The organism is Photobacterium panuliri (assembly GCF_059920555.1).
The window spans coordinates 1358570-1383641 of record NZ_CP197193.1; the positions used below are offsets into that span (position 1 = coordinate 1358570).

General features: G+C 50.5%; 20 protein-coding genes. 8 read left to right on the plus strand and 12 right to left on the minus strand.

Going from position 1 to position 25072, the window contains the following annotated elements:
• Positions 1-52: 52 nt before the first annotated feature.
• Positions 53-1342 (minus strand): phosphatase PAP2 family protein, encoded by a 1290-nt coding sequence (locus ACSF8X_RS22315; RefSeq protein ID WP_500851507.1) that lies wholly within the window; start codon positions 1340-1342, stop codon positions 53-55.
• Positions 1343-1663: 321 nt separating this feature from the next.
• On the opposite strand from ACSF8X_RS22315, the gene ACSF8X_RS22320 reads away from it, so the two are divergent.
• The 3 genes from ACSF8X_RS22320 to ACSF8X_RS22330 all read left to right on the plus strand — a co-directional run bounded on the left by ACSF8X_RS22320 (position 1664) and on the right by ACSF8X_RS22330 (position 4459).
• Entirely contained in the window at positions 1664-2458 is a 795-nt protein-coding gene (locus tag ACSF8X_RS22320; RefSeq protein ID WP_500851508.1) for an oligogalacturonate-specific porin KdgM family protein, read from the plus strand.
• 217 nt (positions 2459-2675) lie between these two features.
• Positions 2676-3131 carry a MarR family winged helix-turn-helix transcriptional regulator gene (locus ACSF8X_RS22325; protein ID WP_047876842.1) on the plus strand — a complete coding sequence of 152 codons (456 nt, stop codon included), beginning with the start codon at positions 2676-2678 and terminating at the stop codon, positions 3129-3131.
• Between the two features lie 167 nt (positions 3132-3298).
• Positions 3299-4459 carry an amidohydrolase gene (locus tag ACSF8X_RS22330; RefSeq protein ID WP_500851509.1) on the plus strand — a complete coding sequence of 387 codons (1161 nt, stop codon included), beginning with the start codon at positions 3299-3301 and terminating at the stop codon, positions 4457-4459.
• 92 nt (positions 4460-4551) lie between these two features.
• Here ACSF8X_RS22330 and ushA read toward each other — a convergent pair whose 3' ends face one another.
• A complete protein-coding gene (gene ushA / locus ACSF8X_RS22335; protein ID WP_500851510.1) occupies positions 4552-6207 on the minus strand; it encodes a bifunctional UDP-sugar hydrolase/5'-nucleotidase UshA in 1656 nt (551 codons plus the stop codon).
• An 81-nt stretch (positions 6208-6288) separates the two neighbouring features.
• A complete protein-coding gene (locus ACSF8X_RS22340) occupies positions 6289-7290 on the minus strand; it encodes a porin (protein WP_500851511.1) in 1002 nt (333 codons plus the stop codon).
• Between the two features lie 542 nt (positions 7291-7832).
• Here ACSF8X_RS22340 and ACSF8X_RS22345 point away from each other — a divergent pair.
• Entirely contained in the window at positions 7833-8087 is a 255-nt protein-coding gene (locus ACSF8X_RS22345; protein WP_157037747.1) for a hypothetical protein, read from the plus strand.
• Between the two features lie 535 nt (positions 8088-8622).
• Positions 8623-11910, plus strand: coding sequence for an autotransporter outer membrane beta-barrel domain-containing protein (locus tag ACSF8X_RS22350; protein WP_500851513.1), 3288 nt, complete (start codon positions 8623-8625; stop codon positions 11908-11910).
• Between the two features lie 87 nt (positions 11911-11997).
• On the opposite strand, the gene ACSF8X_RS22355 is transcribed toward ACSF8X_RS22350, so the two are convergent.
• The 6 genes from ACSF8X_RS22355 to ACSF8X_RS22380 all read right to left on the minus strand — a co-directional run bounded on the left by ACSF8X_RS22355 (position 11998) and on the right by ACSF8X_RS22380 (position 18241).
• Positions 11998-12483: a hypothetical protein gene (locus ACSF8X_RS22355; RefSeq protein ID WP_047876845.1), complete on the minus strand. Its 486-nt coding sequence runs from the start codon at positions 12481-12483 to the stop codon at positions 11998-12000.
• Positions 12484-12536: 53 nt separating this feature from the next.
• Positions 12537-13664 (minus strand): anhydro-N-acetylmuramic acid kinase, encoded by a 1128-nt coding sequence (locus ACSF8X_RS22360; protein ID WP_500851514.1) that lies wholly within the window; start codon positions 13662-13664, stop codon positions 12537-12539.
• Between the two features lie 40 nt (positions 13665-13704).
• Positions 13705-14730 (minus strand): M23 family metallopeptidase, encoded by a 1026-nt coding sequence (locus tag ACSF8X_RS22365; protein WP_500851515.1) that lies wholly within the window; start codon positions 14728-14730, stop codon positions 13705-13707.
• A 423-nt stretch (positions 14731-15153) separates the two neighbouring features.
• Positions 15154-16365 (minus strand): enoyl-ACP reductase FabV, encoded by a 1212-nt coding sequence (fabV, locus tag ACSF8X_RS22370; protein ID WP_500851516.1) that lies wholly within the window; start codon positions 16363-16365, stop codon positions 15154-15156.
• A 15-nt stretch (positions 16366-16380) separates the two neighbouring features.
• The gene (locus ACSF8X_RS22375) at positions 16381-16848 is read right to left on the minus strand and encodes a methylated-DNA--[protein]-cysteine S-methyltransferase (RefSeq protein ID WP_500851517.1); all 468 of its coding nucleotides are present in this window, start codon (positions 16846-16848) and stop codon (positions 16381-16383) included.
• Between the two features lie 31 nt (positions 16849-16879).
• Positions 16880-18241 (minus strand): DNA-3-methyladenine glycosylase 2 family protein, encoded by a 1362-nt coding sequence (locus ACSF8X_RS22380; RefSeq protein ID WP_500851518.1) that lies wholly within the window; start codon positions 18239-18241, stop codon positions 16880-16882.
• Between the two features lie 740 nt (positions 18242-18981).
• On the opposite strand from ACSF8X_RS22380, the gene ACSF8X_RS22385 reads away from it, so the two are divergent.
• On the plus strand, positions 18982-19953 hold the full coding sequence (locus ACSF8X_RS22385; RefSeq protein WP_047876849.1) for a TAXI family TRAP transporter solute-binding subunit: 972 nt from the start codon (positions 18982-18984) through the stop codon (positions 19951-19953).
• A 62-nt stretch (positions 19954-20015) separates the two neighbouring features.
• A complete protein-coding gene (locus tag ACSF8X_RS22390) occupies positions 20016-22610 on the plus strand; it encodes a TRAP transporter permease (RefSeq protein WP_500851519.1) in 2595 nt (864 codons plus the stop codon).
• A 43-nt stretch (positions 22611-22653) separates the two neighbouring features.
• On the opposite strand, the gene ACSF8X_RS22395 is transcribed toward ACSF8X_RS22390, so the two are convergent.
• Entirely contained in the window at positions 22654-23265 is a 612-nt protein-coding gene (locus ACSF8X_RS22395) for a very short patch repair endonuclease (protein WP_500851520.1), read from the minus strand.
• Between the two features lie 168 nt (positions 23266-23433).
• On the opposite strand from ACSF8X_RS22395, the gene ACSF8X_RS22400 reads away from it, so the two are divergent.
• Complete coding sequence (locus ACSF8X_RS22400) at positions 23434-24405, plus strand: glycosyl transferase family protein (RefSeq protein WP_500851521.1); 972 nt, start codon at positions 23434-23436, stop codon at positions 24403-24405.
• A 146-nt stretch (positions 24406-24551) separates the two neighbouring features.
• Here ACSF8X_RS22400 and ACSF8X_RS22405 read toward each other — a convergent pair whose 3' ends face one another.
• The gene (locus ACSF8X_RS22405) at positions 24552-24800 is read right to left on the minus strand and encodes a hypothetical protein (protein WP_500851522.1); all 249 of its coding nucleotides are present in this window, start codon (positions 24798-24800) and stop codon (positions 24552-24554) included.
• Complete coding sequence (locus ACSF8X_RS22410) at positions 24754-24942, minus strand: hypothetical protein (protein ID WP_500851523.1); 189 nt, start codon at positions 24940-24942, stop codon at positions 24754-24756. The genes ACSF8X_RS22405 and ACSF8X_RS22410 overlap by 47 nt, the downstream gene beginning before the upstream one ends.
• Between the last annotated feature and the right edge of the window lie 130 nt (positions 24943-25072).

Consider the following 25072-nt stretch of genomic DNA (forward strand, 5'->3'; position numbering starts at 1 on the left):
TTCGCTCCCACTGTCTAGCGATTAAATAAACAACACCATTACCTTTTCACAATCAAAATCGGGTCGAAATAGAAAGGACTATCGAACGACCATCATAATTGGTCTTATCAACTAGGTTATTGTCCAATTTTGACTTGATATAGGTGTATTTCAGGCCAGCCTCCCAATTGGGGGACAGTTGGTACCCCACACCGGCATCTACATTGAAATAACTGTTATCATCCCAATATTGGGCCTGACCCGACCCCGATAGATATAAATCATCCGTCAACATATACCTTGCCTGAGCTGTCAGGCTGGGTAGGAATGACCACGTTGTACTGTCGGCGTACTGCCCCCCTTGTTCCTTGTCGACCCCGACGCTGACCATATGCAGGTAACCGCCTAAACCAACATCCATTTTCAGGGCATCTCCGTCATAAACGTTCTTGTATAAGCTGGCCCCCAGCATCCAGTGACGGAACTGAGCATAAACATCCTCCCCTGTTTTGTATTCGTGGCCATCCAGCGAAAAATTCCGGCTTACCTCACCACGTCTCCGGGTCTCATTGGGGTTGAACTCCAGCTCAAGAAAATTACCTTTATCCAAGTCCCTCTGGTAATTGATATAAGCAAAAGGCTGGTACTTATCAATCGCCCCCGTCCCTTCCAGATAAGAGCGAGCGCCAAAATGACCGGCTGAATCAGCCAAGTTAAATCCCATTCCCAGCTCGAATCGGTTCTTCTTGGCCCCTTGATGTTGCATTACGGCACGAGATCCCTTGCCGCCAGTGGGCTCAAAAGCCTGATTGGTGACCGTCATCCCCACGGCAAATCCATCAGCGGTTGGCATAGCATTAAAATAGACACCATCGGCCCGGTGGGGTGAAACGAAATACTGGTTGGTCAAAAACGCAATGCCCGCCCCCGCAATCACATCTCCGGCAAAATGGCGGTTGCCATGCATTCGGCTGTAGCCCACAAAGGTCGCAGCAGCATAAGCGGGGATCCCCCATGCCGAACCATAACGAGACTGTAAAAATGCCGCCCCAGAAAAAGCCGCGCCAGTATGGCCTGATGGAAATGAGTTCCAACTGCTGTCATTGGGACGACGGCGACCGACACCTTTCTTTAAGCCATGTATAACTAATTGAGTACTCAGCGTAGAGTATGCAAGCTGCTTTGCCCCTTCGGCATCATCATGCATCCAAGCCGCGAACAAGCCTGTTGCCGGCAGCAATATCTGTATGGCATCACCGGCAACCACCATCGAATCATCTACCGAATCTGTAATGGCATTAGCCTGCACGCCAGCCGTCACTAATGATGCTGCAACCGTCAAAGAGACCAAACCTGCTTTCATAAATACCCGCCACTAATTTCAACGTTAAACATTTGCGCCCTATACATCTTCAAAGCACTCACTTTGCGGCAAATAGTTTTACATCAAACATACCAGTATTCAAGAGCGTTTTTCAGCCAGTAGGACCTCCAGCAAGCAAACCACTTTCAATTCAACACATTACACCGAATTGCATTTAAATCATTAAGAATACACACCTACCAATGATGAATGAACGCTGAACAAAGATAGATTAATACTGATCAAAACTTGATCATTCGACATCAAACCAATATATTCCACATCGAACCATTTAGCTCATAAACACATATAGGTATTACAATGAAGAAATTACTAGCCATCTCAATTCTTGCCACTCTATCTATCCCAGCCATGGCCAATACCTCGCTCGATATCTCTCAGATATCCAATAGCGAGACAGAGCTAAAAGCTGGCTACGGTTTTGACAATGGCTTGAAATTTGGTGGGGAATTAGTCTTCAAGGATGGCCTCAAAGAACTCAAGGAAGGGACGGTTGCCGCAGCATGGCGCTTTGATATCACTACCGGCTTTTATGTTGAGCCACAGCTAGCCTACACCATGCCCCATAAAGGCAAGGTGATGGAAACAATCACAAACCCAGACCCACTTGAAGGTGGAGTGACCCACCTTCGTGGCGAGTATGAAACCGGCAATACCTTTAAGGTGGGCCTAAAGACAGGTTACGACTTTGATAACGGCTTCTCGGTAGCGGCCCGCTACCGCTATGACATGCGCAAGGATGATGCAAAATTGGTCGCAGTCAGCAAAGGAAAACGCATCACCGATGAAACTCTTGGCGGTACCAGCCCATCAGACCGTGTTCATCGTACCGACCTGACCCTTGGCTACAGCTTCGACTTCGTCGACCTTTCGGCCAACTGGGTTCACAAGCAAGGTGAAGTAAAGATCAACCACGATGCACTAGACAAAGCGATCGGCAAGCAAAAATACAAGGCTGACGATTACGAGTTCAAGGCCGCGTTTACCAAGGCAGGCAATTTCATCCCTTACGCCCAATACACGGTGAAGACTCTCGAGGGCAAGAGCAGCGATATCGACAACCAGTTCAAAGTCGGTATCAACTACCGATTCTAATAGATTAATAACAATATCCGTTGGCTTAACACTGTTTGCGCCGAGAGGTCCTGTCCTCTTCGGCGCTTTTTTTTGCACCAGCATATATGATGGTCCAAGACCGCATTATTCTCCCAGACAAGCTGTTCTGGTAGATTAGACATAGAACCTTAAGCTATTATCAAGGAATATATCCACGCAACCTCAAGATGCTGGGTTTACAATTAAGGAATACCCTATGTCTAGCAAACTACCACCATATAAGACTGCTGCTGGTGCAAGCTGGATCGCAACCCGTCTGATCCAGAACAACATGGCGCACCGCATTGCCGAGAAAAACGACAAGATCAATATCGAACAATTATTGATGTTGATGGAACTCAACTATGAAGATGGACTGCGGCCGTCCGTATTGGCTGAGCGGATGATGCGCAGCAAAGGCACCATTTCCAGCCTAATCAAACACGCCCAACGTAATGAATTCATCGCCTCGTCCTCTGATCCCAACCACAAAAATGCCAAGCGCCTGTACCTGACCGTCTATGGCAAGAAAGTTCACGATGAACTCACCCCTATCATCGACGAAGAACTAGAAGCGGCGATGGACGGCGTTCCGGCGGAACTTCGCGAGGAAATAGTCAAAGTTATGTTTAACGTTATCCGCCGTAACCATCCGTCATTCTTCGACTACTGAAAAAGATCAGTAGCAGCTTCTACCCACAATACACCTGCGTTTTTTATATACCACCCAGCACGTATATAAAGAACGCAGCGTATCTAGCTAGCGCGATTTAACTCACACTCTGAAACTCAACATCGGCGTAAGCTAACCCTTTGATCCGTATTATCAAAGGTTTCATCATGTCATTCCTTCCACAATCAACCTCACAGTTTGATCCAGTTCTGTTTCGCCAGCAACTCCATCGATTTCCCGAACTCTCAGGCCAAGAACACAGCACAGCCAATGCCATTGCCCGCCAGCTACAGGCATTCGGCCTATCACCCAAAACAGCAGTAACCGCCAGCAATGGCGTGGGGATCGTATGCGAAATAAACAGCGGCAAACCGGGTTCCACAACCCTGCTAAGGGCTGACTTCGACGCCTTACCCATCGAGGAGATAGCCAGCCACGACCATATATCTTGCCACTGCGGCGTAATGCATGCCTGTGGCCATGATGGCCATACTGCCAGCCTGATGACCGTCGCCCACCAGTTGAGCCTAACCCCGCCCTCGTCTGGTCGTGTATTGCTATTGTTCCAACCAGCCGAGGAAACGGGCACAGGTGCTGCCGATATGATCGGCAACCGCTGGCTGGCCGAGCAGCAGGTAGATCAGGCTTTTGCCTACCACAATTTGCCCGGTTACCCACGCCACAGCGTGATCACCAAACCGGGCAATTTCGCCTGCGCCTCGACTGGGGTATCCATTGAGCTTATCGGCAAAACCTCCCATGCCGCCCGGCCGGAAAACGGCATTAATCCCACCCAGGCGATGGTGGCGCTGATCTCCTTCCTCCAGCAGCTCCCCAAGCAATTCTCCCCCGTGTTTTCCCTTGTCACCGTGGTTCATGCCAAGCTGGGCGAATCCGCATTCGGCACCTCGCCGGGATACGCGAAAATCGAGGCCACGCTACGCAGTGAGGAAACCGATACCTTGGCGGCGATGCAAAGGGCAATTACGGCGGAGCTCAAGCATCAATGCGAACAGCACCAGCTCGAGTCGACGCTCAACTGGCAGGAGTCATTCCGCGCAGTCGTCAACGCTGCCCCCCAAACCGAACAGGTATTGGCTGCCGCACAGGATCTCGGCCTAAAAACCATCGTTTTAGAAGAGCCGATGCGTTGGTCGGAAGACATGGCGGAATTTCTTGCGACCTGGCCGGGCAATATGTTCTGCCTCGGCAGCGGTGAGAGCCACCCCGAATTGCACAATCCGGATTTTGACTTCCCCGATCCGTTAATCGATACGGCCAGCAGGATGTTCCTGCGTCTCATCGATACAATCCACAACGGCAGCTAAGTCCTCGCGCCACTATCGTTGAACCCCGCCAGCCATGCCGATAAAAAAGCCGCTTCAATAGAGGCGGCTTTAGCGGAGTTCAAGATTGGAGATTACTTGTAAACAATCTCACCTTTTGGTTCAAACTTGTTCACATCAATCGGTGAGTGCGAGGTAATAAACTCTTTCAGTACCTCTGCATCCACATAGCCGGTGTTGACATAGGCAGGGTGCGTGCTGATCTTCGGATAGCCATCACCGCCAGCGGCATTGAAAGAAGGTACGGTGAAGCGGTAAATCTTCTCAGAATCTAGCGCCTTGCCGCCGATCTTCACATCGGTCACCTTGTCACCGGCAACGGTCATGGTCACACCGGCAAACTGCGCATAGGCACCGGAGTCTTTGCTCTTGGTGCCGACTACATTCAGGTAATCCTGAATTTCAGCCCCCGTCATATCAACGTAAGTAATGATGTTGCCAAATGGCTGTACCGTTAATACATCCTTATAGGTCACATTACCGCCAGCAATCGATGCCCGCACGCCGCCCGAGTTCATCACGGCGAAATCTGCCTTGGCACGTTCCATGTGAGACATGGCAATCAAACGGCCGAGGTTAGTCTGGTTGTTGCGCACAATACTGCGCTCGCCTTGCAGATCACCATTGGTCTTGCCAATCACAATATCCAATGCCGCTTCGCCCTTTTCCTTGAATGGTTTCAAGGTAGAGTAAACAGACTGATCCTGCGCAATTTCATCTTGGATGAATACACGAACCTTCTTGCCATCAGCCGTCTTCACTTTCTTCTTCAGGTTAACCGGGATCAGCTCATACGATGCCAGCGTAAACTCGCCGTTTTTGAAGGTATAGTCAGCGCGGCCGACGTACTTCCCCCACTCATGGGCCTGAACGATAGTTGTGCCGTTTTGTACATCCGGCACACACTTGTCGCCCGCCTTGAATTTGGCATAGCGATTCGGGCCTTCCATACATACGGGCTCCTGCGAGTGGCCGCCGACGATCATATCCAGATCGCCTTCATTCACGTAGCGGGCAAGCAGTACATCACCCGGCGCATTCGAACCGTGGTTACCATCTTGATAATGGCCCATGTGGGTCGCGGCGATAATCACATCAGGATTATGCTCTGCCTTGAGTTCCGCGATCACTTTCTTCGCTTCAACTTTAGGGTCTGTGAACGTGACTTCGGCAATGTATTCAGGATTACCAATTTTGGCGGTGTCTTCGGTGGTCAGACCGATAACCGCAATTTTGACTCCCTGCTTATCGAAGATCTTGTACGGTGCAAACATCCGCTTGCCATCTTTGTAGATATTGGCAGCGAGGAACGGGAAGTCAGCCCACTCAACCTGCTTGGCCAGTACATCAAGCGGGTTATCGAATTCGTGGTTGCCTACTGCCATGGCATCATAACCAATCATATTCATGCCGATAAAATCAGGCTCGGCGTCCTGCAAGTCTGACTCCGGCACACCGGTATTGATATCGCCACCAGATAACAGAAGAAGTGATCCTCCCTCGGCCTTTACTTCCTCGCGGATTTGGTTGATCAACGTCGCACGGGCAGGCATCCCCAGTTCGCCATTGCGGTTGTGCCAAAAGTTACCGTGGTTATCATTGGTATGCAAAATAGTAATGCTGTATTCCTTGTCCTTTTCCCAACCTTGGGCAGTAGACATATCAAGGGCAGAACACCCGGCAGCAACAGCACCGGCCAACAGGGTAAGGGCAATATTCTTAATTTTCATTGTGAACCTCGGGTAGGTATAAAAAAGGGCTTCCCGGAGGCAGTAAACCGAGAAACCCTGAGGCAGAATCAAACTGTCACATTAGAACCAGTAGTAAGCCTTAACGAATGCCAGCGCTCCAGAATCCATTTTGTCTTCGCCTTCAAGCACATCACCGATAGCGACTTCGGCAGCCAACTTCAGGTTCTTGGCGTACATATATTCAGTACCAATAACACCGTAGATTGAGGAATCCGTGTCGCCGTCAACATCGGCGTAGTTGATGCTGGCCAGCAGGCTCAGTTGCTCTGACAATGCGTACTTACCACCAAGGTTGACGCCGAATTCGTTTTTGTCAGCACCACCGTTGAAGTTCTTGGTTTCGTCAAATACCAAACCACCGAGCATCACGTTGCCGAAGTTTGCTTCAGCGTGAAGAGAATAGATTTCTGTCTCATCCCCAACCTCTGCACCGGCGATCACCGTGAACGAATCACCGTAGTAACCAATGAAACCATTGGTCACTGCACCGTATAGCGAGTCAGTAATGTAGCTGTACTTCACCGGTTCACCGTCTTTGGTATCACCATCCCAGCCTTCCAGAGAGTGGGAAACCGACATCTTAACCTTGCCGAATTTACCGATATAGCGAATCGTGTTGTCCTGATCACCCGCTTCAGAGATCCCCAAACCCAATTCGTTGGTCACGTCACCAAATGCATCCACTTTGTCGTAAGCGGTATCGGTACGGCCAAATTCCATGGCATGATTGTCAGTAAAGTTGTAACCCACCATGACTTTGTCGATAACCAAACGCAGGTGGTTATCTGGTAGCCAGTGCTCACGCTCGGCATCAATTTCAAACTTGGCGTAAAAATCACCGGTTTGACCCTTCAGGCCAATAGTGGCAAATGATTGGTCTACATACGTAGTATCTGGTCCCATTGGCGTTTTGTCTGTATCAGAAACAATCGTGCCACCAACTTCTGCACCACCGTATACTTTAATGTTATCGCCATTATCATTTTTATAAATAGTAGCGGCTTGTACTGTGCCACCCACAAATAGTCCGGCAACTGCCACTGCTAATAATTTTTTATTCATTGTTATTTACCTTTGCCCCAAACAATGGGATTCGACCAATTCATTAACGTCAATAATAATCGTGACTACGATTAAAAAAGCGTGGCAATAATAATGTGGGCATAACTAATAACTATTCGGTGGATCACACTTTTTCGGCAAACAAAAAAATAAAAGCATTTTTTCACTGCGACATGATTGTAATCGAATACATTTTATTAAACTTCAATATCACGATATAACAGATAAATCATTCAAAAATAGATTATATATTAGTCACATGATTTAAATCATAACTAATGGTTACCTTATCTGTTGTTTTGAAATATAAAACAACCAACAAATAACGCAAAAGGAATAGCGATAATGTAAAAATCCCAAACCTAATAAGAAAATTAAGCCAAGCACTCTTTGGAGGAATAAATTATTTTTACCTATTAATTTTGTAATAGATGGGATAACCCTACATTATCTCGGGAAATCTAGAGCTAAGTACCATGTTTAAATGGCTCCTAACAGCTAACAGTCCGTAAAAAGCCCTAGAGTAAGAAGGGAAGGCATTGATGAAAAAGATAAAAGCCAGTGTGTTAAGACTGGCTTTTATCGGTTGGCAAGCGTTTAGCAAGTTGCGAGCAGCTAATGTTTTTCACGCTGCAATGAACGATTATCATGTTTTTCCATCTGATCAGCATCAGGCTGATATGAGTTGTTATAAATTTCTGGCGTTGAACACCCGAACAAAAACAGCGCAGCTAATGATACTAAAAACACCTTCATATAACTCTCCCGTCTGTTTAACAACTTCAATAATAGCCTAACAAAAAATGATGTGTAAATAGAATTAAGTCAATTATTTAATAACGACATTAAATTCCATTTTAATATAACCAATATAAACACTGAAAAATACAAGTCATAACAGACACAAAAATAAAATCACACCCACAACAAAATCCTGTGAGCTCTCATTTTATATGTTGCGTTTATTATTTTTAATTCATCATTCAGTGTGAGTCTATCTACACTCTGATAGACTACGGCGCCATAAACCAGCGAAGGCTTTCTCTCTTCATATCTAAATCAGTTATACGCAAGTATAAAATTTGTCGGCAAACACATAACCAGCACTGTTAATTACCTCTGTCTCGCCCCTGTACAAGTAAACCCGTCGTCTCAGATCCAACTATCCAGTCTCATCTTATTGAGTTTCACGTTATTGGCTCTCCGTAACGGTTCTTCACGCCTAATCTACTCATAAAAGCATTCTCATAAGACCCGTTGCTCTTGAGACAAATAAATATGACAACAATGGATAGGAGCCACCTCATGGTAAGGTATTTTCAACGATACAATATGATACATGCGCTAGGTTTCGTTCTTCTGTTCAACTTATCCATTGGGAAGGCTCTAGCTGCATTTATACCAGCCCCAAATACCGTACAGTTTCGGCTTGAGGGCTGTAACAATGGCGGAAATATTCCACTGCTTCCCTCTGGCAATACACTGCCCAATACCGATGGAAACTTCACCTGTCAGGATCCCTCAAGCCTGGGAGGCAACGACACGCCTTATACCACAGGTAACTTGGGCAAAGGCTGGAATGAGCTTGATCTGGTTCCTCACCGATTAATAGCGACCAACGGCAACAGTTCCGGCGCTATCACCTATGATGTCATTATTGCCGCTGATAATGCTGATAGTGGCGGTGTCATTGGTTATGATCAGATTGCCGATGTGCAAATTATCCAATCGCCCGATACCTTGAATGTTTTTTCAGATGCTTCCTGCTCGGTCACCGTTGGCGCTCAATCCATTGATAGCAGCGGTACGGTAACAGGAGGGATTGACTCGGTTATTTACCGCCAGTTAACCATTACCCAGGCAGCAAATACGACCTGTGTGATTGACTGGGCCAATCGAATAGCTATCGGGGCCAACCAATTTTCAGGTTCATCCTTACAAGCCTATATGTTTGAATCCGAAGACTTTCAGCAAGGAAAGAAAACGGTACCCATTTCTGTAAGAGAGCTTGTCGCAGCCGGAATACGTAAAGACATGACGGCGACTCGAGGAGGCGGGCAGGTATGGAATGTTACAAAGTCAGCCACCCCATCAACCATCGATTTGGGAAACACCTGTGATACAAGCACCAGCAATTCAGCTGAAGTCACAATTCGAGTTGAGTGGAGCGTACTCCCAACGCAGGGGGATAGCGTATTAGTCATCACCAATATCTTTGCGACGAACCCTTCCGCTCGAGAGATGGCCGTTGTAATCAGCGATACCATTTTTGGCGATCCCGACGGTGCGGCGGGCGGATCCCCCATTGCCGCCTTGGATACCGTAACCTCAGGGGAAGAGACCCTGCTGCCAGGGCAAGAGAAAAAAATACTCACTCATACCTATAATGCCCCAGGAGCAGTGAGTGATTTAAGTGATACGGCCGTTGCGACATTTATTGATAAGGTCACCGGGATCGCATTTGATATTACCCCTGAAGTCAGTTTTGATTTGAACAACGACGGGCTCGGAATCCAACCATCCGGCCAAGACACCAGCACCGCAAATATTTCCGATACGGAAAAAATCACCGGGAATGGCCTTAGTTACCAAGTTGATAGCCTTGGCGGCGCTGGTGCTGACGGCTCATTTAGCAACAACTATTCCCTCGGCACACCACTGGAAGCCTCTGATCCTGATTTAGTTTGGACCTCCATGACCCAAACACAGGCCGGTTTTGCCGAATTCACCAAAACAATTACAGCGAACATCGCGACAACGTCTTCAGGCACGCTATCTGATTGGGCATTATTGACAGCGTCAGATGGCTCGCAGGCCACAAGCGGTACTCAAGATAATCCCGTGTCCATCCAAATTACCCGCTCAGCATTAATTAACCTCGATGTTGAGCTGACAGTACCGCCTTTGGTGAGCCCTGATACTTTGCAATGTACCGTAGAGATAACCAATGCCAGTAATCAAATTGTAGATACGCTTCTGTTTGAATTTTCCGGCAGCGAAAATATATTCACCAAACAACACACATCCAACAACCTTGATCCCGAGCAGCACACTGCCACCGTGACCAGTTGTGGCGGCTTAGCTGGCGAGACCATCAAACTCGCAGATCTTACACTGCCAGCCAATCCCACCAGCGCCGACTGTGAGGATAAAATCGCCTTTATCTTTACAACACCGGTACCGGAAGATCCCGTGCTCGTGGCCGTTGACAAAATTACCTTACCAGAAGGAGAAGAAAACGGATGGATTATGACTCTCTCCGGCCCTGGTACGGGTGCTAACGGCATAACATTGGTTACCAGTGATTCCTCCCCCGGAAACTTTGAGTATTTCCAAGGTGCCAACGGCAACTTTGAACTGCAAAACGGTACTTATACCATCACGGAATCACCCAGAGAGGGCTGGCGCCCCGTATCCAGCAGCGGCTGCAACTTTGACGTCGATGTTATTCGAGATGCAGGCACCACCAAGTTTTGTTCTTTCACCAATACCAAAACTGGCACAATTATTATTCACAAACAAACAAAACCGAAATATGGCGAAGGCTTTTCATTTACCCATGACATTGACCCGAATGTAAATCCGTTCAATCTGGATCATGGCCAGTATCAACGCTTTGATGGTGTATTACCCGGCAGCTATAACATTGTAGAAACTGATCCCGGCCCGGATTACTCACTGGCTAATCTTACCTGTTCAGAATCATCAGCGATAAACAGCCAAATTGATATCGCTTCTCGCCAAGTCAGTATCGAGCTGGAGCCCGGCGAGCTTATTGAATGTACATACACCAATGTCAAAAACGGTATGGTCATTCTGGATAAACTGACCAACGGTTACCCGACAGAAGACCGCTGGCAATTCACACTCTCTGGTACGGGCGTCAATACCTCCGCCTTCACCCCTCCAAACAGAATTGATTTTGCAGGAATCAAACTAAAGCCATACCATACATACACGCTGTGTGAAGTCGAGGTTCCTTATGGCTGGCAACCTGTATGGGTGGTCGATACCAATAATGACCATTATGCCGACGAAGTACTTTTCTTTGATGTCAGAGCATCAAATTCACCGGTGAACTATAGAATCGGAGCCAGCCAAGCCTTCAACCCCGATGCCGAGACCCAAAAGGTCGGTGAGGGCAACCTACGATCCTGCGTGAACTTTGTTGTGAAACCAGGCCAAGCGCTGTATTTTAAAGTTGATAATATTCAATTCGATAAACCCAAAATTGCAGACAAGCCTGAACCAAACGAACCTTGTTACGACAAACCCGTCTACGGGCATTACCTCGGCACGGAAACGTTCCAATCCCAGAGTTATCAACTAGGCAACCACACTATCCAAAATTGTGAAATTGCAAAAGAATTGCTAGAGAAAAAAGCCCCATCTAGCAATGTTGAATACTTGGCGACCAAACTATTCAATGCTCAGCTTCATCAACATTTTGGGTTGAAGACATGCCACAAGGCAAACAATGCCATGAAACATGCGCATGAAATGTTGCTGAAATATCGTTACAACGGCCAAAGCCAAAGATGGGGGCTCAGGGATAGGTACCAAGCATCAAGGCTCAGTCATGATTTGGACTTATATACCGCTCAACGGCTTTGCCCATAAATAAAACGATAACATCAATATAAACAAAAAAACCGAAGGGATAACCACCGCCTTCGGTTTTTCATTTTTAGATAATATTAATTGCGCTTAATACTTGAACTCAAAACTTACCGAGCCGCTGTCTACATCTACCGTATTTTCATCGCCAAGCTCACCACCAGCTTGGACAGAAATACTAAAATCATCCGTGGCATTGAATTTCACACCGCCACCGAATTCTGTAGGATCAGTGGTATTCTTATTTTGGTAGACACTATATTTATCAACCCTATTGTTGCTTACCGGCCGGGCCCCCTCGCCAACAAACTCAACTGTCTGGCGCTGAGATTGCGAAGCATCAATAAAAATTTGCCCCAACTGACGTTTCGGTGTTGTTGTTTGAGGTAAGGATGTATTCGGCAAGGGCTCAGTAAGCATGGGTGACGACTTATCACTCGCCAAGGATGGAACGCTGAATGCACTCACGGCAAGAACTACCAAGCCAATTCCAATAAGCCTCTGCTTTATCGATCCATTTTCCATCATCATCCCACCATTTACCGTGCTAGCAGCACTGCCCAATAACACTGACATGATGCCATACATCCTATTGGCTGTGAACTCAGTGGGAATAGATGCCTGTTTCGTTACGCGGGGTAAATAACCCCAAGCGATGCCAGCCGAGAAGCCCCTGTCACTTCAGGAACATTACTCGGCAACCCATGCATACGCTGGCGGGCCAGCCAGGCAAACGCCATTGCTTCCATATAATCGGGATCTATACCGGCATCACGGGTATTGGCCACCGACCAATCAGGCAAGAGTGCCGCCAAGCGAGCCATCAGCTGCGGGTTATTGCCCCCTCCGCCGCATACCAATAACTGCGGTTGTGGTCCCTCGTCAAAGAGCTGGACCTGCTCGGCAATCGTCGCGGCGGTAAATTCCAACAACGTCGCCTGAACATCTTCCGCAGCCAGCGTTTCTTCAACCGCACTTTGATACTGTGCGAGCTGGCTTTCCAGCCACGGTAAATTGTAGTGCTCACGACCGGTACTTTTCGGATAGGTGCGGGCAAGATAAGGATCGGCCATCAACTGTGCCAGCAATGTCTCCTGCACATGGCCACTGGCAGCAAAAACGCCACCTTGATCATACTTCTGGCCCAGCTGCTGATACACCCAGGCATCCATCAGCATATTGCCGGGCCCGGTGTCATAACCCAGTACCGGCATATCCGGTCGCAATACGGAAATATTGGCAATCCCACCAATATTGAGGAACACCGTTGTCGAATCACGCTGCTCAAACAGATAGCGGTGGAAGGCCGGTACCAAGGGAGCCCCCTGCCCCCCCAGAGCCATATCCTTGCGCCGAAAATCGGCTACAGTGGTGATCCCGGTTCGGGCCGCGATGATGTTGGCATCCCCCAACTGGGTCGTAAACGGCCACTGGCCATCAGGCTGATGGAAAACTGTCTGGCCATGGTTGCCGATCGCGGTGATCTGATCCGCGGCCACATCGGTCTTTTCAAGCAGGTATAGTATCGCATCGGCAAATAACTGGCCCAGCTGGTGGTCCAGCTCGCCTATCTGCTTGAGTGTTGTCGGCTGTCCAATACAGACATCCAGCAGTGCTGCCTTAAGGGGATCGGGCATCGGGAAATCCACAGAAGCCAATAGTTCAACCTTCTGCGCCTGATCCATCGCAACCAGAGCAACATCCACACCATCAAGACTGGTGCCCGACATTACCCCAATATACAGTTCCCGTGCCATATCATCTCCAAAGCGGCTACGATTGCCGACAATCATTAAATTACAACCTTGAGGTCGCCACCATAGGCAATGCCTTAAGGCCACTCCCCCCGCTTTTAGCCGTCTGAATCGGATCCCTTTTCGGTTCAGCCGACTCAATCGCATCCAGTGCCTCGACCTGTACCGCCTGAGTCAGTTTAACCTGCATGGTAACGACACGGCCGACCATATCAAGCAATGACGTCCACTGTACCGTTTTTTCCTTTTCAAACAAGCTGTCGAAGTTATCCGGCGTCCACTCGACAAACGAACGAGGGTTAAGAGCGCGGCCCAAGAAGCGCAGCTCATAGTGCAAATGGGGGCCCGTCGACAATCCAGTGTTACCCGTCCAGCCCAGAAGATCCCCCTTGCGGACAAACTGACCTGACTTCACATTGAACTTCTTCATATGGGAATAACTGGTCGCAAAACCAAATGAATGGTTGAGCTTAAGGAAGTTCCCCGAGCCTTTGTTGCTTGGGCGGGTCACCTCCACCACGCCGTCGGCCGGTGAGAAAATTTCCGTGCCGATATTGGCGGCAAAATCCAGCCCCAAATGACGCTTGCGCTTACCCGTCACCGGGTGGATCCGAACTCCGTATTGAGACGACATACGGGTGCCCGGTGTCGGGCTGCCGTTGGGGATCAAGCTAAACAATGTTCCGCGCACTGCCGAGCTAACCGCTGCACTGTTGACTCTCTTCTCAAGCGTCGCTGCGCCACCTTCTACGCCCGCAACCCCCAAGACGGCTTCAACGTCATCAATCCTCTCGCTAAGCATCGAGAGCTCGGCTTTCTTCTCTGAGAGTTTTTCAAGCAAAGCCTGGTTGGTGGCATTCTCCTCGGTAAGCGACTCGCTGAGGGTACTCATCTGCTGCAGGGACAATTGGTTGTCTTGATACAGGCTATAAACACTGTATCCACCGATGCCGAGTCCGGCAAACAGCGACAACCCGGCCAATGCAAAATAACGTTTTTTAAGGCGGCTAATTAAATAATGAGAGGTGCCACGATGATCGGACACCGAAATACAAATGTTGTCTGACATAAAAAGCTACTTATTACGAGTTAAACGACAAAGCAAGAAATCCGCCCCTCTGCGGCACGCTTGATCATTCATCCCTATAATCAGCTCGACCTTACGCCATAACGACATAGCGTTTCTTTTAACTTGCATATCAATAATAATTGAACCATAGCGACACTATTGCCTTCCAACCAATGGAAACAACAATGCACCGTCACCATGCAACGCCACGACAACGTTCGCTATAGTTACTTTTTTGTAGTAATTTCGGCTAATGATAATGTCAAAATCCATCTATCGCCACCACCATAATGGTAATATTCATAAACTAATACCGATTCAGAACTATCTCGGTTTTAATCATGATCAGACAGATAAAAAAATGCCACAGCATGACTGTGGCACATATTCATTCAATACATTTCATTTGATACAAAAATAAGTTTACGGCTGCATTTTCGTCAATATATTGACACTTACAGGCTGACTATAATCAACCTCGTCATAGGCAAATCCATTCAACTGCAAAAAATCCTGCTTATATCCAGCGTAATCTCCCAGCTCGGCAAAATTGTCCTCGTTGATCTGGACCATGAGCTCGGCTACCTCCCGCTGTACATCCTGTGCTAACTCCCAATCATCCATGCGGATCAGGCGTTCCCCATCTGTCTCAACCGCATTATCCGGGTAGAACTTGGTCGCGAACATCCGCTGCATTTGCTCAATGCAACCCTCATGGCACCCTTTGGCCTTCATCACCTTGAACAAAGCCAAAATATACGGGGCAAATGCCGGAATAAACACGCTGGCCTTGGTCACCAAAGCCTTGCAGACCGCCACATGGGCCTGCCCGCCGATATCAGCCAAACGCTGGTTAATCTCATCAGCACTGTGATGGAGATGCTTTTTTGCTTGCCCTAAAGTCCCTTGGTGATAAATAGGGTAAGTCAGCGGGGAGCCGACATAGGAGTAGGCCACGGTTCGGCATCCCGGGGCCAATACCCCGGCATCGGCAAGGCAGGCTATCCAATCCGTCCAAACCTCACCACCCATAACCTTAACTGTTTCAGCAGCCTCCTGCTCCGAAGCCGTACCTACGGTTAGCATTTCCATCGTATCGCGTTCGAGGTTAAGGGTAGGGCCTGTCACTGGCTGCCCCAACGTCTTTATCACCGAACGCCACATATCTGGCGCGGTATTGGTCGCCTCCGGCTTTGGTCGTACTCCCGTCGCCAAGCTGTACACCACCAAGTCAACCTGCCCGCCCAAATCGGCTTGAATCGCATCAATCACCTGACGACGAACAGCCGGTGAAAATGCATCCCCCACAATATTGGTCGCGATCCGTCCGGCACGCTCTGCCTCTTGGCGGAAAAAGATATTGTTATACCATCCCGCTGTCCCGATCCCCTTGTCACTCGGGCCACGCTCAAACGAGACACCGAGGGTATCAGCGTCAGACCCACCAAAGGTCAGCGCGATCCGCGACGCCAGACCAAATCCCGAAGAAGCCCCGAGTATCAGCACCCGCTTGGGCCCATTGATAATCGGCGCAGCCTTCTTGACGTAGTCGATCTGGTTCCTGACAGCCTGTTGGCAGCCATAGGGGTGGGCCGAACGAGCAATCACGCCGTTGATAATCGGTTCTATCACCATAATCCAATCCTTAGCTCAGTAGTTTGCCGAATCCATCTGCTTCTCATGGTCAAGCAACCACACTTTAATGTCCAGTCCCCCAGCATATCCGGTGAGCTTACCGGAACTGCCTATCACCCGATGGCAGGGTACAATGATCGGTATGGGGTTTTTGCCGTTTGCCGCCCCCACCGCCCTTACTGCTTTGGGGTTTCCTATTTCCCGCGCGATATCGGCATAGGAGCAAGTCTCTCCATATCCAACCTGCTTGAGAGCCTGCCAAACCGTTTTCTGAAAGGCCGTTCCGGCCATCTCCAATGGCAACTCAAATTCGCTTCGCTCGCCGGCAAAATACTCGGCCAGCTGCAAGCAGCACTGTTGGGTCAACGGACTGGGATTCTGGGCCAAATCGGCAGAGGCATCAAAGGCGATTTCGGTCACCGCGCTGTTGTTGGCCAGCACATTCAGCCAGCCAATCGGCGTATTGATAAGTTGATTGTTCATGAATCTATCTCGCTACATTCACCACTTGCCATCAGGCTAGTAGCGACCACAAATATAAAGTCAGGTAACTCCGCCAAGGGGCGGCAGAAAGGGGCTCGCATGGATATTGCGTCAAGGCCTTCTTCACCCCGAGATCCCCCTCAAGGAAAATATCCGGCTCGCTCAGTCCACGCATCCGCAGGTAATTTACCGTCCACGGGCCTATCCCCGGCAAAGCCAACAGGGCGGCAGGATCATCCAGTGAATGATCAACAGCAAAGCGAGCCAGAATACTTAGCGTATCACGCCTACGCTGTGGCATACCGAGCGATGAGAAATCCCAGTCAGCTACCTGTTGGGGGGATGGAAAATAGCACCGCCCATCCTCATTGTCAGGATTCATGGCAACCAGCTTGGTCACCAAGTTTCGGGCGGCCTTCACCGATACCTGCTGGCCGAGCACCGCACGCACGCCCGCTTCAAACGGGCTCCAAATTCCCGGCAGACGAATTCCAGAAGACAAAAGCGGCTCCCCCATCGCCAGCACAAGGCATGACTCAATACGCGCCGAGTCAGCATCCAAATCCAGACAGCGGCGAATATTGGCAAGAAGAACTGCCAGCTGGGTAATATCATCTAGCTCGATTGTCACATTAAACCGAGACTTATCAGGATCATGCACCGCGGTAAAGTGCCCTTTACTCTTCCCGTAGCCAAAGGTGCGGCCGTAGCTATTTTCGCCCACCCACTCCAGCCCCTCGATAAGCCGCGAGCAATAAAAATCCCTAACCGCGCTCCAATCATAAGGGGGACGATATGCCAACGTCACGGTGACAGCCCCTGAAGAGAGCGGCTGTCTATTTCGCTGACGACGTACTTCTGTTGGCGTCAGGGCAAAATGCTGCCTGAAACTGTCGTTAAATCGCCGGATACTGTTGAAACCACACGCCAAGGCGATTTCTGTCACCGGCAAGCGGGTCTCATGCAGCAGTTTTTTCGCCAGCAGGCACTGTCGATATAGGCTGTAGGCTTTCGGCGACATACCGATCTCGGTATCGAATAGCTTGCGCAGGTAGCGCTCAGATACCCCCAACCGAGCTGCAAGCTGCGGCAAATCCCCCGAACCCAAAGCACCTTCATCAATCAAACGCTGAGCACGGCGAAACGTCGTGCTTTTACCCAGCCATGCCGGAGAGCCCGGCGCACTGTCGGGACGGCAGCGCAAACAGGGGCGGTACCCAGCGTTGGCAGCGGCAATGGCCGACGGAAAATATTCAACGTTACGCTCAAGCGGTGCTGGAGCCGGGCAGATAGGGCGGCAATAAATCCCCGTTGTTTTGACGGCGGTGAAGAATAGCCCGTCGTAACGGCGGTCCTTGCTCAGTCTCGCCTGCTGGCACTGCTCGGCCGACATTGGCTCACACGTTCCCTGCCGCCTGTTTGCTGTAGTCGTGGCAGATTGATGTCTGGGTAATACCGGCATAGCAGGCAGGCTCCGTTAATGAATATACGTTCAGTCTACCGCGCCCGCTCCACATTACTAGCCATAATCGGTACTCACCTTTTTCCTGCCACCAGCCCCTCTATCCTCCCGACTTAACCTCGTCAAAAAGCAGCTCCAATCTGACAGCGATTTCTCACACCGGCAGAAGAAGGCACAGAACATTCTCCTATTGTAGGAATACCCCCATTAAAACAGCCTCATTCCGAGCCTGAAAACAGCTAAAAATCAGCCATAATTGCCATAAAATCCGCTATCAAAAAGAGGATATCTCTTGTGATGTCACGCTATTCTCGATCGCACAGCGCCATACAGACGATAAAACAGGCAATATATCCCGCTTTTGCACGCATTTTCACAATATAACGCCATTTCTCAAAATATGGGAAAGCGATATATCCATAACTTCTTTTTACCTTTACAGTGAATCAGTAACAGGCTTGTTAATACATGCTGTCACTGACATGCATAATCAAGCAAACTGATACACATCCCGCTCTCAGGGACAAACACAACACACAAGCAACATCATAAAAAATAAAACAATGACAGACCTAGGTGGCACATTGAGCGTGCCGTTACAGGCAGGCTTCTGCATAAAGCAAAAGCCTGCCTGCCCACCAAGCGACTATGGATAAATCAGGAATGAGAAAATGAAAGGAATATCGCTGATTGCAGCCGTTATTGCTGCCGCCTCTACATTATCATATAGCGAGAATAGCCTCGCTTTAGAACAGTTCATTACCATCGGTACCGGCGGTCAAACTGGCGTTTACTATGTTGCCGGCCAGTCCATCTGCCGTTTCGTCAACCGTGGCGTCGGTGACCACGGCATCAAATGCAATGCCCCGGCTAGCGGCGGTGGCGTGGCCAACGTAAACGGGATCCGCAGCGGCGAGTACAACTTCGGTGTCATGCAGTCGGATCACCAATACAAAGCCTTTTACGGTCAAGCGCCTTTTGCCACCCAAGGCAAAATGGCCGACATCCGCTCGGTCTTCTCGCTCCAAAGCGAGATCTTCACCATCCTTGCCCGCAAAGATGCCAATATTGCCGATTTCGACGGCCTGAAAGGCAAACGCGTCAATATCGGCAACCCCGGCTCTGGCCAGCGGGATACCTTTGAGCAGCTTATCGATGCCAAAGACTGGAACCATTCGGTCTTCTCCCTTGTCGCCGATCTCAAGCCAGCCGAACAAGCCGCGGCAATGACCGACAACAACATCGATGCCATGAGCTACTTTGTCGGCCACCCCAACGGGGCAATTCAGGAAGCGACGACGACAGTAGATGCGGTATTTGTTCCGGTAACCGGCCCGATCATTGACGCGCTGGTTGCCGACAAGCCTTACTTCACGAAGACAGAAATCCCGGGCGGCATGTACCGCGGCAACCCGGATCCCGTCCCATCGCTCGGTGGCAAAGCAGTCCTTTCCACCAGTACCCACACCGACCCCGAGCTGGTTTACCAACTGGTGAAATCGGTATTCGACAACATCGACCGCTTCAAACGCCTGCATCCGGCCTTTGCCTCGCTCAACGAGAAAGAGATGATCAATGCCGGTCTCACCGCCCCGCTCCACGAAGGAGCCGAGCGTTATTACAAGGAGCGAGGTTGGCTCTAAGCCATGCTTCGCATTGTAAAAACGAGTGCCGCTTTTGCGGCACTCGCTATTGAGTAAACGTTATGGAAAAAACACCTATTACATCCCATGATGCCCTGTCGACCGAAGAGCTCATCGCCCAGGATGTTGGCGCCCGCTTACCTTCCGGGCCAATGGCAAAGCTGATTGCCGCCCTCGCCCTGTCTTGGTCCCTGTTCCAGCTCTGGATCGCCTCGCCGCTGCCTTTCATTATCGGCTTCGGGGTGATGAACGACACCGAAACCCGCGCCATCCATCTGGCTTTCGCCCTGCTGCTGGCCTTCTTCGTCTTCCCGGCCCGCAAGCGCTCTCCTCGTGATCGCGTCCCCGGCAGTGACTGGCTGCTCGGCCTTGTTTCAGCCGCAGCAGCGCTTTATCTTTTTGTTTTCTATGCCGAACTGGCCCAGCGCCCGGGCAACCTCACCACCGCCGATTTCATCACCGCCTGTGTAGGGATCCCGCTGCTACTGGAAGCGGCCCGCCGGGTTCTCGGCCCGGCATTGCCGCTTATTGCCAGCCTATTTCTTATCTATAGTCTGGCTGGGCCGTGGATGCCGGGGCTTCTCGCCCACCGTGGCGTTCCGCTGCCGGCACTGGCCAACCACCAATGGATCACCACCGAAGGAGTATTCGGTATTGCCCTTGGCGTATCCACCAGCTTCGTGTTCCTATTCGTGCTGTTCGGGGCTTTGCTTGAACGGGCCGGGGCCGGCCATTACTTCATCCAGCTCGCCTTTAGCATGCTCGGCCACCTGCGCGGCGGCCCAGCCAAAGCCGCCGTCGTTGCCTCGGGGCTGACCGGGCTGATCTCCGGCTCGTCGATTGCCAATGTCGTCACCACCGGCACATTCACTATCCCGATGATGCGCAAGGTCGGCTTCAGCGCAGAAAAAGCCGGAGCCGTCGAGGTCGCCTCGTCGGTCAATGGCCAGATAATGCCACCGGTTATGGGGGCGGCCGCCTTCCTGATGGTTGAATACGTCGGCATACCCTATGTCGATATCATCAAGCATGCCTTCCTGCCCGCGGCGATTTCCTATATCTCGCTGCTCTACATCGTCCATCTCGAAGCCCTAAAACTCGGCATGCAGCCCCTTGCGGTGGCAACCGTGCGTCCTTGGCTGGCCAGACTGACCGGATTTGCCTTCGGCGCAGCCCTGATCAGCGGGCTGTCGATGGCCGTCTACTATGGCCTAGGCTGGCTCAAACCTCTGCTGGGCGACTACACCCTGCCCGGCGTAGCTATACTTCTGGGCATCGCCTACCTTGGCCTGCTAAAAGTCGCGGCCATGAACGAACCGCTCGCCAGCGAAGAAGATACTAGCCTTGATACCCTGCCATCCACCCGTGCCGTGCTGCTCTCCGGACTGCACTACCTGCTGCCCGTCGTGGTGTTGGTATGGTGCTTAATGGTCGAGCGCCTATCACCGGGGCTATCCGCCTTCTGGGGCACGGTGATCCTCGTGGTTATCGTGCTGACCCAACGCCCGCTGCTTAACTGGCTGCGTACCGATGGCAAGCATCACTATGGCACGGTTGAGGAGGGGATTGTCGATCTGCGCGAGGGGCTGATCGCCGGGGCCCGCAATATGATAGGGATTGGCATCGCCACGGCAACCGCCGGGATCATTGTCGGTGCCGTCTCGCAAACCGGTGTGGGACTGGTGCTGGCAGATCTGGTCGAGATGCTGTCGATGGGCAACCTGCTACTGATGCTGATGCTTACTGCCCTGCTCAGCCTGATCCTCGGTATGGGGTTGCCAACTACCGCCAACTACATTGTGGTATCTAGCCTGCTTGCACCTGTTATTGTCGTACTTGGCCAGCAGCAAGGATTAATTGTACCGCTGATCGCTGTGCACCTATTCGTGTTCTACTTCGGTATCATGGCCGACGTCACCCCACCGGTTGGCCTCGCCTCATTTGCAGCCGCAGCAGTCTCGAAAGGCGACCCCATCAAGACGGGCCTGACCGCGTTCTACTACAGCCTGCGAACCGCGGCACTGCCGTTCCTGTTCATCTTCAACACCGATCTGCTGCTAATCGATGTCGACTGGGCCCACGGGATCGCCATCTTTATTGTAGCCACCATTGCAATGCTGATCTTCGCGGCAGCCACCCAGGGCTACTTCCTGACCCGCAACCGCTGGTACGAAACCCTGCTGCTACTGCTGGTTGCCTTTACCTTGTTCCGCCCGGGATTCTGGCAAGACCAAATCACCGATCCGTTCCGCTACGTTGCCCCTAGCGAACTCGGTGCAGAACTCAATAGCCTGAGCGAAGGGGATATCCTGCGCATGCGGATACGCGGCGAGGATGCTGTCGGGGTCATCAGGGATTTCTCGGTACTGTTCGAAGTACCCGCGGGTGATACCGGCGATGCCAAGCAACAGGCTCTCGGGTTGGAAACTTACCAGCAGGACGGCAAAACCCTGATTGATATCGTCCATTTCTCCAGCCCAGCCGAAAAAGCCGGACTGATGTTCGATCAGGAAATTGTCGAGCTGCGTATCCCGGCCCAGCGCTGGGCCAAGGAATGGTTCTGGCTGCCAGCCGGGCTGCTATTTCTGGTGATCGTGGCCCTCCAGCGCCGCCGGATCAACTCAGCAGAGCAACAACAACCTCTTGTTCAGCCTTAACGAAAAACGCGGCCAATGGGCCGCGTTTTTAATCTATACGTACTTAAGCTGCTTTAGCTATTGCCTCTAATGAGCACTCACCATCTTTTTGAGCATTCGCTGTTAACTGCCTCACCGTGCCTTCCACTAGCCGTATGATGGTATATCGAGCATGAATATCAATACAATTCAAAAGATTACACCTTGGCGACTGATAGGCATCAAAGTCGACATTCAATACAGGTAACGGCGCGTTACCGGAAACTTCACAGGAGTGACCGCCACCTTCTAACCAGCAGGAAACAAAATCCAGCAAGTCATCCAACGGAAAAGCGGCCTTTCTACCCAACGCACACTCCCACACCACCAGCACCCGCCAACCACGTTCATCTAGCCACTCCCTCGTCCTTCTATCCCTTTCTTGGTTTTTCCTGAACTTACTCACCCAAAACCGTCTATTCGTCTTAGGCAAGTGAAAACCAGCACACCCTTTATGGGCATGCCAGAAACAACCATGGACGAAAACCACCGCATGATATTTGGAGAACACCATATCCGGATGCCCCTTCAGCTTGGGATCATGAAGCCGATAACGGTAGCCACGAGCGAACAAATGCCGCCTGAGGAAAAGCTCAAGCTTGGTATTCTTAGAGCGGAATCGGGACATATCTGGCATAGCAGCCTCAATACAAAACACACCTTTAAGATATAACCGACAGCACTGCTCAGTGCTTAGACTTATTCGGCTCCATCTAAAATTCTCCCTATAACTCATCACCTCTAGTTATTAAGTTCATACACGAGAAAATGGTACGATGGCAAAAACAACTCAAGGAATAGAGTAATGAGCGCATTTTCAGATTACATCAAACTCGTCGGCCGCGGCGAAAAAGGCCGACGACCGCTCACCCAAGAAGAAGCCCGCGACGCACTGCGAATGTACCTCAATGGCGAAGCCGAACTACTTCAGCTCGCAACCTTACTGATGCTACAACGGGTGCGCTGCGAAACCGCCGATGAAGCAGCGGGGTATATTGAAGCCCTCCGCGAGCGCATCGACCCGCAATGGCAGGCTATCAATACCACTATCGACTGGCCATGTTTTGCCGGTAAAAGGCGCCAGCCACCGTGGTTGCTGCTGGCCGCCAAACTGCTCGCCCAACGCGGCATCAAGGTCGTACTTAGCGGACACATGGCTGTCGATGCGGTGAAATACCAGATCGAAAGCGCCTGCCCAGCCCTTGAAATCCAGCAAGCCGCAACGCCAGCGGAGGCATCCTCCATCCTTGCAACCGACCATATCTGCTATGTTCCGCTAGCCAGCTATTGTGAACCGCTTGTCGAACTATTGGCCCTGCGCGATCTCATGGGGCTGCGCACCCCGCTCAATACCGTTGCCCGAACCCTTAACCCAACAGCCGCCCCCTATTCGATTCACGGGATCTTCCACCAAGGCTACGAGAAAATCCATGCCGATGCCGCACTCCGTGTCGGTGATAACAACATGGTTGCTTTCAAAGGCGAAGGCGGCGAAAGCGAACGTAGCCCGCGCACAACCTGCCACATAGCAGGCATGCATAACGGCATTCGGTTTGACGAAGAGTGGCCGACCTTACTAGAAGCATCATCAGGCAAACATGGTGAGATAAGCGGAGAGTATCTGCAGAGTGTGTGGCTCGGTCATCGCCATAGCGAGTACGGAAAATATGCAACCATTGGAACATTGGCGATCATCTTGAAAATGATGGATAAAGCGAATAGCCAGCAAGCCGCACTCACACTTGCTCAGCAATGGTGGGAAGAGAGACAGGCTTGAGCCTTCTTTCCGTGAATGAAGATAAGTTATTCTTTACTGTACAAAAAAGCACCACAACCCATGACTTTTCCATAAAGTTACCCACCGTTTTTGTGGATAAAGTCAAAATTAACTTAAAATTCATTAATTTATAAAACGCAACAAATTCAGCAGCGATTCAGGTAATTTTCCTGACATGTAGTTGTAGACGGGCGGTTACACCCGCCAAAATCTTTGCTCAGGGTGTCGCCGCTGAGTTCAATGCCCAGCTTGGCAAGCAACTGCTTGAGTAGTTCGTCCTCGTCACGATCCTCCATTTGACCGTATAGGTTGATTTCAGTACCGACACCGGCACTGTGAGAATTGAATCTAAGGGAGAAGTCCGCCGACTTTTCGGCATACAGGGCGGCCGTCACGGGCTTTGAACTTACCCGCAGGTAGCAACTGAACCCAGCCGTTGTCGTGGTGGTTGAGGTCGGCGACCAGAACCGCGACGTTACCGGTTAGGTTGGCAGATAAGACTGCCTGGGCGATGTGAGTGAGATTTGATGTTTTCATAGCGCCAGTGTGGCGCTATGAAGGAGTTAGGTGGGGAGGAAGGGATTCGGGATTAGCAGGGGGAAACTGGGCTGAACTCAGTGTCCAGTATTGATGGAGACGATCATTATTGCTTACCGACAACTGCCCT